At 40.9% G+C, this 12,267-nt stretch carries 13 protein-coding genes and 1 pseudogene; 4 read left to right on the top strand and 10 right to left on the bottom strand.

What is annotated here, in order from left to right:
• Positions 1–205 precede the first annotated feature (205 nt).
• From B9Y89_RS02085 to B9Y89_RS02075, 3 genes and pseudogenes are all read left to right on the top strand, one after another.
• Positions 206–850, top strand: coding sequence for an MOSC domain-containing protein (locus tag B9Y89_RS02085; protein WP_176222067.1), 645 nt, complete (start codon positions 206–208; stop codon positions 848–850).
• 21 nt (positions 851–871) lie between these two features.
• Positions 872–1,252 carry a carbonic anhydrase gene (locus B9Y89_RS02080; protein ID WP_085521112.1) on the top strand — a complete coding sequence of 127 codons (381 nt, stop codon included), beginning with the start codon at positions 872–874 and terminating at the stop codon, positions 1,250–1,252.
• A 62-nt stretch (positions 1,253–1,314) separates the two neighbouring features.
• A pseudogene (locus B9Y89_RS02075) lies at positions 1,315–1,692 on the top strand (PH domain-containing protein).
• Between the two features lie 69 nt (positions 1,693–1,761).
• Here the strand turns inward: B9Y89_RS02075 and B9Y89_RS02070 are convergent.
• A complete protein-coding gene (locus B9Y89_RS02070) occupies positions 1,762–2,922 on the bottom strand; it encodes a DEAD/DEAH box helicase (protein ID WP_085521110.1) in 1,161 nt (386 codons plus the stop codon).
• A 111-nt stretch (positions 2,923–3,033) separates the two neighbouring features.
• Here B9Y89_RS02070 and B9Y89_RS02065 point away from each other — a divergent pair, with 111 nt between their 5' ends.
• Positions 3,034–3,570 (top strand): YhcN/YlaJ family sporulation lipoprotein, encoded by a 537-nt coding sequence (locus B9Y89_RS02065; RefSeq protein ID WP_085521108.1) that lies wholly within the window; start codon positions 3,034–3,036, stop codon positions 3,568–3,570.
• Positions 3,571–3,607: 37 nt separating this feature from the next.
• Here B9Y89_RS02065 and B9Y89_RS02060 read toward each other — a convergent pair whose 3' ends face one another.
• The 9 genes from B9Y89_RS02060 to B9Y89_RS02020 all read right to left on the bottom strand — a co-directional run bounded on the left by B9Y89_RS02060 (position 3,608) and on the right by B9Y89_RS02020 (position 12,054).
• Positions 3,608–3,823 carry a YwbE family protein gene (locus tag B9Y89_RS02060; RefSeq protein WP_085521106.1) on the bottom strand — a complete coding sequence of 72 codons (216 nt, stop codon included), beginning with the start codon at positions 3,821–3,823 and terminating at the stop codon, positions 3,608–3,610.
• Positions 3,824–3,885: 62 nt separating this feature from the next.
• The gene (locus tag B9Y89_RS02055) at positions 3,886–5,004 is read right to left on the bottom strand and encodes a Delta(10) desaturase DesB (RefSeq protein ID WP_085521104.1); all 1,119 of its coding nucleotides are present in this window, start codon (positions 5,002–5,004) and stop codon (positions 3,886–3,888) included.
• Positions 5,005–5,189: 185 nt separating this feature from the next.
• On the bottom strand, positions 5,190–6,752 hold the full coding sequence (locus B9Y89_RS02050; RefSeq protein ID WP_369596713.1) for a hypothetical protein: 1,563 nt from the start codon (positions 6,750–6,752) through the stop codon (positions 5,190–5,192).
• A gap of 82 nt (positions 6,753–6,834) precedes the next feature.
• Positions 6,835–7,620 (bottom strand): ABC transporter ATP-binding protein, encoded by a 786-nt coding sequence (locus tag B9Y89_RS02045; RefSeq protein WP_139822675.1) that lies wholly within the window; start codon positions 7,618–7,620, stop codon positions 6,835–6,837.
• Between the two features lie 71 nt (positions 7,621–7,691).
• A complete protein-coding gene (locus B9Y89_RS02040) occupies positions 7,692–8,000 on the bottom strand; it encodes a nucleotidyltransferase domain-containing protein (protein ID WP_085521098.1) in 309 nt (102 codons plus the stop codon).
• Positions 8,001–8,004: 4 nt separating this feature from the next.
• On the bottom strand, positions 8,005–8,181 hold the full coding sequence (locus tag B9Y89_RS19520) for a nucleotidyltransferase substrate binding protein (protein ID WP_369596712.1): 177 nt from the start codon (positions 8,179–8,181) through the stop codon (positions 8,005–8,007).
• Positions 8,182–8,184: 3 nt separating this feature from the next.
• On the bottom strand, positions 8,185–9,489 hold the full coding sequence (locus tag B9Y89_RS02030) for a globin-coupled sensor protein (RefSeq protein WP_085521095.1): 1,305 nt from the start codon (positions 9,487–9,489) through the stop codon (positions 8,185–8,187).
• Positions 9,490–9,726: 237 nt separating this feature from the next.
• Positions 9,727–11,106, bottom strand: coding sequence for a 23S rRNA (uracil(1939)-C(5))-methyltransferase RlmD (gene rlmD, locus B9Y89_RS02025; RefSeq protein ID WP_085521093.1), 1,380 nt, complete (start codon positions 11,104–11,106; stop codon positions 9,727–9,729).
• A gap of 15 nt (positions 11,107–11,121) precedes the next feature.
• Positions 11,122–12,054 carry a diacylglycerol kinase gene (locus B9Y89_RS02020; protein ID WP_085521091.1) on the bottom strand — a complete coding sequence of 311 codons (933 nt, stop codon included), beginning with the start codon at positions 12,052–12,054 and terminating at the stop codon, positions 11,122–11,124.
• Positions 12,055–12,267 lie beyond the last annotated feature (213 nt).

The raw sequence follows: 12,267 nt of genomic DNA, 5'->3' as shown, positions 1-12,267 counted from the left end.
CCTCCTATTTATTCACTTACATTTCATTTATATTTTATTATACAAATTTATTAAATAGTTTAATGAGTATATACAAGTTAGTCAACCAGCCAATATCATCTCATGTCTAATTCAAACCAAAACAACCGTTCTTATGTATCCCCTCTTTACAAACCGTATGAATATCGTAAAATATAGTTAATAGATAATCTCTGGAGGGGTCATGATGGCAGATGTTAGCTATCCAATCGCCGCTCTTCATGTTGGAAAACCAGCAGACATGGCGTTCCAAAATCAAACGATTCGGACAGGAATCAATAAAAATCCCATTCATGAAGCGCTATATCTTGGAAACGAAAACTTTGTAGGCGATGGACAAGCCGACCGCAAAAACCATGGTGGACCTGATAAAGCCGTTTGTGTTTATTGCGAGCCCAACTACACCTATTGGAAAAATGAACATCGTCTAGCTTTCGAGTATGGCGCGTTTGGGGAAAATGTGACTTTAGGACAGGCGGAAGAAAGTGCCATTCGAGTTGGTGATATTTATCAATTGGGAGAAGCGGTCGTACAAGTATCACAGCCGCGTAAACCCTGTTATAAAGTCGGAGCCAAACACAAATTAAAACATCTACCAAAATTGATGGAGGATACTGGGTTTACCGGTTTTTATTTGCGGGTGATTGAAGAAGGCTGGGTTGAACCCAATGTAAACATGCAGCTGTTAGAATCAGCAGACCAACTTTCGATTGCCGACATCAACGATATTTATTTTCATCAGAGGGACGATCAAGCATCCCTCCGCAGGATTATGGATATTCCAGAACTTGCCACTGCCTGGCGGAAAATGGTCAAAACAAAAATTTATTAAACGTTAATGGAGGTCATAACGATGGCAGAAGGAACCTTTGCAGCAGCAATCAACTGTATGGATGGTCGCGTCCAAGAGCCCGTTATTCATTGGATTAAAACGCATTATAATGTAGATTACGTCGATTCAATTACCGAAGCAGGACCTAATAAAGTTTTACTAGAGGCGAATTCTGAACAACTCGATACGGTTAAAGCTAAAATTGAAGTATCACTTAATGCGCATGGTTCGGAACTGATTGCGTTGATTGGACATGCCGATTGTGCCGGCAACCCTATTTCAAAAGACAAAAAGGTCGATCAAACCAAGCAAAATATGCAAACATTGCAAAACCTGTATCCTAACGCTACCGTCATTGGCTTATATGTTAATGACGCTTGGGAAGTTGAACGGATTGATTAGAAAATACATTTGAAGAACCTTGCATAACGTAAAATAAGTATTGTTTTGAGGGAGGCATTTAGATGGGATGGCTAGATGGGTTAATGGGCAACGCATCAAAAGTTGATGCCGAAGAGGTTGAGAGAGAATTGGCACCTATCATTACCAATAATGAAGAGATTCAGCACGCTTATAAGATCATTCGTGACCTAATGATTTTTACCAACAAGCGATTAATTATGATTGATAAACAAGGTGTCCGAGGCAAAAAAGTTGATTATCATTCTATTCCTTATCAAAGCATTACTCATTTTAGTGTTGAAACCGCTGGTACATTTGATCTTGATGCCGAACTCAAAATTTAGATTGCCGGCACATCAGAACCGATCGCCAAAGAGTTCCGAAAAGATGATAACATTTACGATGTTCAAAAAGCACTTGCAAACTATGTTGTTCATTAAATTAAATTGAGCGCTTTGCGACTTAAAAAACGCCACAAAACCCATTGGATTTTGTGGCGTTTTAAAGTATTACTTATGAGGTTTATTTTTCATCTTTTCATCCTCGATTTGTCCCTTAAATAAGATCTTTTTGTGAACCGTAATCCCTAACTCACGCGACATTCTCTTCAAGTCACGTTCTTCTTTTTTGGTTACAATCGAAATAACCGTTCCTGACTCTCCAGCTCTTCCTGTGCGTCCGGACCGATGAGTGTACTGATCAGCATGCTTCGGAAGATTAAAGTGGATGACATGAGTGAGATCTTTGATATCCAATCCTCTAGCCGCGACATCTGTTGCCAAGAGAAGCGGGTATTCCCCGGCGCGAAACTGTTTAATTGCCGCCTCACGATCTTGTTTCGTCGAATCACTATTCAGTACACCTAAGGGAACACCTTTATACTCAAGCTTAGCAGCTATCATCGAAATGTCCCCAAGGTCTTTGACAAAAGTAAGTGCCTTTAATGGCTCGGCCTTCACCAGCTTACGAAGGACATCAATTTTGTCCCTCGGGTCATCACAGACAAAATAAATATGGTCCACCTTAGACGGCAATTTGTCATCCCTCTGAATCCTTATTAATTCCGGTTCATGCATCAGTTCCTTTGCTTTTTCTTCCGTGCTTTGAGGTAAGGTCGCCGAAAACACTAACGTTTGCCGATCTTTAAGTGTTGTTTTACTAATACTTCTGATCGTATCCATATGTTCGGGAACGAGCAGCTGGTCCCCTTCGTCTAATACCATCGTTCTAACTTCATGCATCTTCAATTTTTTTAACTTAATCAATTCATGAATCCGCCCTGGCGTTCCGACGACAATCTTAGGATGTTTCTTTAATTTTTCCTGCTGCCTTTTGATATTAGCACCACCAATCAAAGCCGCCCCATGAATGTCGCTGCCCTTGGTCCACTGTTGCACGACGTCGAAAATTTGCATAACCAGTTCTCGGGATGGTGCTAAAACAATGACTTGAACCGCCTTTTTATCCGGGTCAACCTGTTGCAATAGCGGCAGTAAATAAGCCACAGTCTTACCTGTTCCCGTTGGTGATTCACCGATAATATCGTGCCCTTCTAGGACTAAAGGGGCTACCTTCTCCTGAATGGTCGTGGGTGTCTGAAATCCTGAGCTAGCCCAGGCGCTCTGCAAAAATGGCTTCATAGTCACCATTATTGACCAAGTGTCTGTCATGAATATTCTCCTTTTTGTTCTGCTTCCTAAATGTCTACTATATAACTCTAAACCCAATCATGTGTAATTTTAACCCTTTTTAGCCATCCTAATGGTAAAAGGAGGTTGAATATGAAAAAGCAAATCGGATCACTAGCTGCAGCTTTCCTTCTTAGTATAAACCTTACGGGCTGTAATGGAACCACCACTAACGACAGTGAGATCGGCGCCAACAATAATAATATCCGTCAAATTGGTTATAACACCGAAAAAAATAACACCGACAACCCATTAAATGAAGATACCGGTGTGGATAACAATACGAGAGATAACCATCTCGATGCCAATGATTTTGACACGCATGCAGCCCAGCAAATTGAGAAACGTGTGTCGAATATGGACAATGTTAAATCCGCCCGTGTGATTGTCACTGACGCCAATGTCCTGATTGGCATTAACACCCATCATTCCATAACAAACAAGTTCAAGGCTGACATTCGTAGCACGATCAGCGACCAAATCAATGATCATCAAGATATCCATATCATGATGGATGAGGCGATTCTTGATCGGATCCATACTATGGATGATGCTCTTAAGAACAATGAGAACCGATCAGGTGTCCAAGAAAATTTAGATCGCCTCGGTGATGACGCCGAAACCCCTTAAATCAATCACCCTCCATTAAATTTGGAGGGAATAACCATTAATCATCAGACCCAATGATTGTTTTGACCCGGCCAACCTGTCCATCTTCTAAGCGTACTTTGATGCCATGCGGGTGTTGACCAGAATTTGTCAGGATATCCTTAACAACACCGCGGGTCATTTTTCCTGTCCGCTGATCCTTTTTTAGAACAATGTCGACCTCTTGGCCTGGATAAATATTTTTACGATTTTGATGTTGAGCATCATTCTTCATTTCTCATAAAACTCCTACTATCATTGTTATTTTTTATAAAAGATTGTCAAGCCTCTCTCTTATCATTCTGTCTTCTTTTTCTGATCGGGAGAATCAAGCGACTCATTTTTTGATTCAGGGCTTTCCCCTTTAACATTTTCTTCTCGATAATGAATATTCGTTGGATCAAGACCGTTACCCAATGACCCATATAGGTGTCCCTGATGAGGATCAACTAATTCATTCTGCTGGTAATACAGTCTGGGCGTCTGCCATAGCACTTTTAGCGCTCTTAATAATGACATTTCATGATAGCGCTCAGGCCACATCGCTTTTATATGCTGCTTAACCATCGGGTAATACTTCGAGTTCATACCTGGAAAAAGGTGATGTTCTGTGTGATGTGAAAAATTAAAGTGAAGCACATCGATCCATTTTGGCACCGTCACTGACAAACTATTGGCTAGTGGGTCATTGACGGACACAAGTGGGTTCAAACGATGATTGGTTGAGATATAACCCATCACAATCATATTGGCAATGAGTACAGGAAGCAAATAAGCAAACAGCCAGTCTACAGGACCGATCAAGAACATTAAACCAATCCAAGTCGTCCAGGGAAGAATGAGCTGCATCCAAACCGCACGCTGATTCTCTTGCTTAAAATCTTTAATATAGTGGAGAAACATCCTGAAAGAATGGAAAGAGAAAGTCATGGCCAATGAGATGAAACTAAACAGCGAACGAATCGGAAAAGGTAATCGATAGATCAAACGGATCAGCGGCTGGTTAGCAAAATCCTCCATACTTGGCCAAGAATCAGGGTCGTTCTTCTCATCCTGTGTATGAACGTGATGGCCCCGATTATGCCATCTTCTCCAAAGTCTGGGGCCTGTGCTTAACGGCCAAAAGGCAACGGCCCCAAGCACATTACGAAGCCAAGGTTTTCGAACAACCGCACCATGTAGAATTTCATGGCCTAGAAATCCCATGGCCGCAAAGCTCGAACCCAATACGATAGAAATGACAAGATTGATCCATGGATTTAAATGTAATAAACCAATGGCAAGTAGTCCACAGAGGGAAACAATAAGATAGGCTAACCCACCCCAGAGCCTTCCTGCAGCGGGTTTGAACGCTTTCTTGGGGAGATGTGGTGCAACACGGCCAGCGTACCAGCCGAAGGAATGTAATTGATCCATTAAATAACTCCTTTTTATCACCAAGCTCTATCCTAAAAGGACTTGCACTTTCACGTGCAAGTCCATCAATAATAATTATAAGGTTTAGACCTTTTAGATGACCCTATTTATACTATTATAACATGAATATGAGTCAAAAAGGAGAATGATATAAATTGCATTATTTTTCTGAAATTAATTAACTCCTACACGCTTTCCCAAGAAACTTTGAATGCTGTTCTCCAAACAATCCCATTCGCCAGCAATAAAATGACAATGTATCCATATGCGCCGAACGGAATCATCGAACTTATAATATGGACCACAATAAAAAGACCGATGATGATAAAAAATGGGATTAGTTTGATCCCATTTTGTTCCACAGCATCAAAAGGCTTCGAAAACGGCAGTGACCCTCCAATAAATTTATAACAAATCACTGTAAATAGAAAAGAACTTAACAAAACAATGATCAGTTCAGGAATGATCCGCCATCCGAATATCAATATATATGAGATACTCAACACAACATCAATCGGCAAAAACAATTTAACCAAAAAGGCCTTCAACGTGCCTTTAAAGATCGGTGTCGGATCGTTAACAGGCGCGGTTTTAAAAATCCATGCTCCTTTATATTTTCCAGAATGCTTCAGCATCATGACAACAGTTGGAATCATAATCATGCAAAAATAAATCGATAGATACCATTTGCTTGCAGCTAGTTCTGCAAAGGTCTGCATTCGCAACTGACTAAACAGAAAGATAAAGGGAAATATCACCGAAAAGCCTAATGATGGATAAACCTTAAGTTTAAATTCCCGCTCATTTTTCATCATGTGACTCGCAAAGCGAAAAAACGCCCGCTCCTCTTTATCCGTACAAGCCAAATTTGCTAAAGACAGCTTGCCTCTCCTGCGAGCTTTGTTACTCGCGCCACCATGGTCTGATAATTTTTGCAGATTTTTTTCAAAGGCGGGCATTAACTTAATATAGACCACAATTGATAGGAGAGGAACAATCACCGCCAGCATCGAAAAGGCTCCAAAATATAAGTTGGCCTCACCGTGCAACAGCCATTCAAATAAGGCTCCATACCAGACAGGCGGAATCAAAAATTGCCACCATTTCGGATCAAACACGAATTGGAAGTCCACGAACTCAAAGGCGCGCGCAACCAACTGGTAGCCGACAATCATTGCGAGAGACAGGCCAATTTGAACGTAGTTAATGATATCCTTTAGTTTCTCGCCATCAAAAAATTTTAAAATTAAAAAGTAGATCAAAGCAGTTAAGAATACAATTAACAAATCAAGCAAGATGATACCGACTAAGAAGATGAAAAAAAAGAGAAATCCGTGGTTGGCTAAACCAACGATGAGCGGCAGCGCCGTAATCGAAGCGGTTAGAAAAAACATGTATATGAAAATATGTATCGTTTTCGCAAAACTAATCGTTCGTTGGTTCACCGGTTTGGTATGTAAAATATTTTTATCTCTGATATCTAATAATACTGATGAGAAATCAGAAATCATCGAGGTCATGACAATAAACATCATCACTGCAAACACAATGCTCATCTGAAAGACATAATTGTCTCCTAAGAGGATAAATGGGATTAAAAAGATACCCAGAAGGGCGTACATCCAAAGGGATCTCAAAAAGTGATTTTTATCTTTCGTGGCATCCTCAGATTTTTTCGCTGACTGACTGAAAATCGTTGGCACCCGGCGCTGATCCATCAGTAACTTCACCTGTAGGATCCTTCTCATCACGTTGTAGTCCACCCCAAACTTTTCAAATAAACCTTTGAAGGGATCCAAACATTGCAGCGTCCTGAAATTTTTCATAATGTCACCTCTCCTGCACGATCGACACGAAATCACGCGCGATATCCTCGTGCTCATCGAAGCCCGTCAATTGATTAAAAATCTCTTCCAATGTACCTTCCTTGTTTTGTTCTTTTAATTCTTCAAAAGTACCATCCGCCATAATTTGTCCGTCGTTCAATAAGATAATGCGATCACTGATCTTCTCGACGACATCCATGATATGCGATGAATAAAAAATTGTTTTGCCTTGTGCCGCCAGCTGAGCCAAAATTTCTTTGACAACCATCACACTATTGGCATCTAAGCCACTGATGGGCTCATCTAAAAATAATAGATCTGGGTTATGTAATAGACTTGAGATGATTAATAGTTTTTGCCGCATCCCTTTAGAATAGGATGATATTCTCGTATGATAAACGTTCTCTAGTTCAAATTGAGCCATGAGTTTCTGAGCCTTGTCATCAACCTGGTCACTATCCATGCCGTACAAATCACCGACAAACGTTAAATACTCACTCGCTGTGAGATTATCATAAATGTCTGCTGTTTCAGGCACATAGCCAATCTTAGCCTTATAGCTCACATCACCATTCGATATGTCCTCACCAAAGACTTTCACTTGACCTGAATACCCTTCCACAAGTCCTAACATCAACTTAACAGTGGTGCTTTTCCCCGCTCCGTTTGGACCGATATAACCAATGACTTGGCCCCGATAAACATCAAGGTCAATCCCTTTTAGCACCTGCTCCGCCCCATAGCTCATTCGTAAATTATCAATGGATAACACTGTGTCTTCTTCTGTCATTCGTTCCATCACCCACCTTTTTTCTGTTATTACATCAATTTTAGCATAAATTGTCTTTAATTAAAGGGTGATTAGCTTCCTTTGCGATACACTTCAATCCCAAATGTTTGGATTTGTTCCAAAAGTTGTTCATTATTAATAGCTTCTAAATGGAGGATGTCAAAAAAATAGGGGATTGGGTATTGTTCACCTAGCAAATCACTTAACTTTGCTATGGTTTCTCTTGTAACTAATTGGCCCGATATCGCCATGTCGATATCCGACCCTTTTTTATAATTCCCCATGGCGCGGCTGCCAAAGATCAATGCCGATTCAATTTCGTCAAACATTTCTAATGCCTTCATGATATAGTCAATGTCTCGCTCGAGTATACCAAACATGTTCTCATTCCTTTGATAGTTCGTCATACATTGTTTTAAGGGCTGGTAGATACTCTTGACGAATGCTCATTATCAGTGTTTTAACTAAGGCTTCATCGTATGTATGCGTCGTTAGGTTACGCTTTGATAACGCATCCATCCATACGTGACCGTCACCTATTAAATCAATTTGAAACGCCAGTCTTTATTCAGTCCCCTGACCTAGTTGGCTGGCTGAAGAAGCGACTTGTGACATGGCGCGGTTCATTTCTTCGATCACTTGGGTTAAGCTTTCGAGTTCTTGCTCAATGCTAGTGTTATATGCCCTGTTTTCTGACATAGCCGTAACGATCGCATCAAAAAATTGATTAATTTCTTCCATGTTATCGGTACTCTTAGACATTAATTGGTCAATATCTAGCATATTGGTGGATATATTATTGATTTGCTCATTCGTTGTTTGGATTAATTCAGTAACATTAGAAACCGAGTCTTTGGTTTGTTCCGCAAGCTTTCTGACCTCTTCAGCAACCACCGCAAAACCTTTTCCATGTTCGCCGGCTCTAGCTGATTCAATCGACGCATTTAACGCTAGCATATTCGTTTTCTCCGCAATGTTCGTTACTATATGAACAATGTTATCAATTTCTTTTGAGATGTCTTTCAATTGTTCCATCTCAGCTGAAATTTGTTTTGTTTTCTGTTGAATGTCATTCATTTGTTGTTGCTGCAACTCGAGTTGCTGTTTGCCTTCCGACGATTGATCTTCGACTTGTTGCGAAATTTGAGTCCCTTTCTTTGATTCATTAACAATATGTTCCGATTGAGACGTTAACTCTTGAACAGATGCGCTCGTCTGCTCGGAAACGGCCGCCAATTCTTCCGCTGTTTGATTCATTTGTCTGTGCAATTGATTTTGCTGCTCTTCTTGTTCATTTCTTAGTCGCTCAGTTTCATCATCAAAGGCCTCCAAAACAAGCTGTTGTTCGATATTTAAAATCTTCGTAGTCGCTTTTACAGCCTTGATATATACCTCATAATCAACAATAGTATTTTCCATAATTCTCATAAGAGAAAGTAGGAGATCTTGAAATGCACACATGTACCATTTTGGCTTCAGTCCAATCTTCACATGAACATGAGCAATCCGTATACGATTAGCTACAAAGGTTCGATCAATCTTGCCATTAAACATTTCTTGAATATGAGTGGTTAGCGTTTGCTTTAAGCGGTCTATCGAGCTATGATCCTCTATAATTTGTGTTAATGATGTTTCATGTTCAAGATTTTTATAAAATTGATCAACGATTTGATCAATATTCTCTTGAACAAGGGGTTGGAAATTTTTGAGCACAGTAAGATCTTCTTGTGTTAAATCAATCATTCTTAATTGCTTAGCGAGATCACTATCTTTTTCAACATCAATGACACCTTCAAAGTCTTGATTGATCGCCAATTTATCTGCTTGGTCCACTGAATAGTTATTTTTTCTAAAAAATGCTTTGATCATGTCTTTGACCTCCAACGTTTATTCATCCGTCTCTATTATTAATAACGGCTACGTTGACATGACTTTTAACACTAAATAGAAAAAAATGTGACATATGTATGTCGATGAACACCTCATCTGCAGAAATTCGTCTGCAATTAATATTAAAAATAAAAAAACTTCAAGTCGCCGGATGGCTAAAGACTTGAAGCTCCGTTTATTACGTTATGATTTTTCATTCGAATAAATATTATTGACCTATTTCAACACTAATTGCGATACACATTCAACATGCGTCGTTTGCGGAAACTGATCAACAGGTTGGACTTCCTGCGTCTTAAAACCGCCTTCTTCAAGGATTCGCAGGTCACGTGCTAGTGTCGCTGGGTTGCATGAAACATACACCACACGTTTGGGTTGCATATCAATCATGGTCTGGAGTAAGGCTTCATCGCAGCCTTTGCGCGGCGGGTCGACGATGATGACATCCGCTTGAATCCCTTTGTCTTTGTACCATCGCGGGATCACGTCTTCAGCTTGTCCAACTTCAAAGGAGACATTATCCAAATCGTTCAGCTCGGCGTTGGCCCGCGCGTCATCAATCGCTTCTGGGACAACTTCAACGCCATAGACCTGCCCCGCTTTTTGAGCTAAGAAGAGTGAAATGGTACCAATCCCGCAGTATGCGTCAATAACCGTTTCTTCACCGTTTAGCTCCGCCAGCTCCATAGCCTTATCATACAGGACTTTAGTCTGTTCAGGATTGACTTGATAAAACGACCGTGGTGAAATCGCGAACTTGATATCCCCAATGTTGTCGTAGATTAAATCGCGCCCCCACAAAGTCCGTGTTTCATCACCGAAAATAGTGTTTGTGCGTTTGGGATTGATGTTATGAGCAATCGATTTAATGCCCGGAAATTTTTGCGGCAGTTCCTTTAAAAACCGCTTACGAAACGGTAATTCCTTAGTCTTCGTGACAAGCACCACCATAATTTCGCCGGTTTGGTTCCCTGTCCTTGTAACAATATGACGGAGAATCCCTTTATGGGTCTCTTCATTATAAGGTTCAATCCCGCAATCTTTGGCAATCCGTTTCGCTTCTTGAATCACTTCATCATTATCTTCACTTTGGATCAAACAGTGATCCATATCAATGATATGATGTGACCGTTTTTGGTAAAAACCGGCGATAAACTCACCATCGCGTTTGGCTACTGGCACTGAAGCTTTATTGCGGTAAGTCCAAGGATGATCCATCCCGAGCGTCGGGTTGACATCAACATCCGTCAAACCACCAATTCTCGTCATCGCATCTTGCACTTGTTTTCGTTTAAAATCGAGTTGTCCTTCATAAGACAAATGTTGAAGCTGACAGCCGCCACACCGATCATACAACTCACAAGGCGGATCCACCCGCCTATCACTGGCTGACAATGTTTTGATTAATTTTGCAAAGCCGTATTGTTTTTTCGTCTTCGTCACTTCGACTTCAGCTTGCTCCTCGGGCAGTGCTCCGGGAACAAATAGCGTATAACCGTGAACTTTAGCAACGCCAGCACCGTCTGATGATAAGTCGTTGAATGTCACTGTCAACCGATCCTGTTCATGAACAGGATGTTGTTTGGTTTCGGTCATCGTACCACCACATTTTTATACGGATTGAATTTGGCCAAGGTGGCGCGTATGGGTATAAGCCGTATCACTCGGAACAATCATTTGCAAGTGATGATATAAGTTCACAAAGTTTCCCGGTAGATCGCCACCATGTTCGCCATCAATATTGAGCTGCATCGTTTCTTCACTGTAAACTTTGATCCGATTAGCCTTAGCGTAAATAACTTTTGAATCCTGCAAGTGCTCACCACGAAGCGCCAGGCGGGCCAAGCGAACGAACTCCGCAAGATTCATCTTTCTAAGGATTAGTAAATCAAACATACCATCATTCATTTTGGCATCGGGCGCTAATTTTTCAAAACCACCGACCGAGTTGGTATTAGAAATTAAAAAGAGCATGATATCATCTTCAACAAGTCGCCCATCATATTCAATCCGAACCCTTGTCGGTTTTATAGATGGCAGCATTTCCATCCCTTTAAGATAGTAAGCTAACTGACCGAGCATCGTCTTTAGCTTACTCGGGACATCATAAGTTAATTCTGTTAACTTGCCGCCACCGGATATATTAATAAAGTATTTGTCATTCACCTTGCCGACATCAATCGGCATTGATACCCCTTCGCATAGGACGTCGCATGCACGGACAATATCACGTGGCATATTGATGGCACGGGCAAAGTCATTCGTTGTCCCCATCGGCAAGATACCAAAAGTGGGGCGATGAGGTTGTTCAGCCAATCCATTAACGACTTCATTAATAGTACCATCACCACCAGCAGCGACAACAAGGTCAAAATGGCTTTCTACAGCCTGACTTGCTGCTACCGTTGCATCCCCTTCACCTTTAGTCGCATGAGCTGACGCTTCAAATCCCGCATTTTCAAGCCGATCTAAAATATACGCAACATTTTTTCGCATCGCTTCGCGTCCTGATGTCGGGTTATATATCAATCGTGCACGTTTCATTGTATCCACCTCAATTAAGAAAACTTGGCAGCGCCAAGCCATCAAGTGCATGCTAATGGATGCATACACTTATTTATTATATGAATGAGCATGCAAGACATGTCCACTGCAAATAAATATGATTAAAAAAAGCCTCCAAGGATCAAGAGGCGAATTAATTCCATAACGTTCTTATTATAGTCGATAGGTTTCAAAATGACAAATACCAATTCA

Source organism: Tuberibacillus sp. Marseille-P3662, from assembly GCF_900178005.1.
GTDB lineage: Bacteria > Bacillota > Bacilli > Bacillales > Sporolactobacillaceae > Marseille-P3662.
The sequence above is the reverse complement of the archived record's forward strand: the minus strand, read 5'-3'. Positions and strand labels throughout refer to the sequence as shown.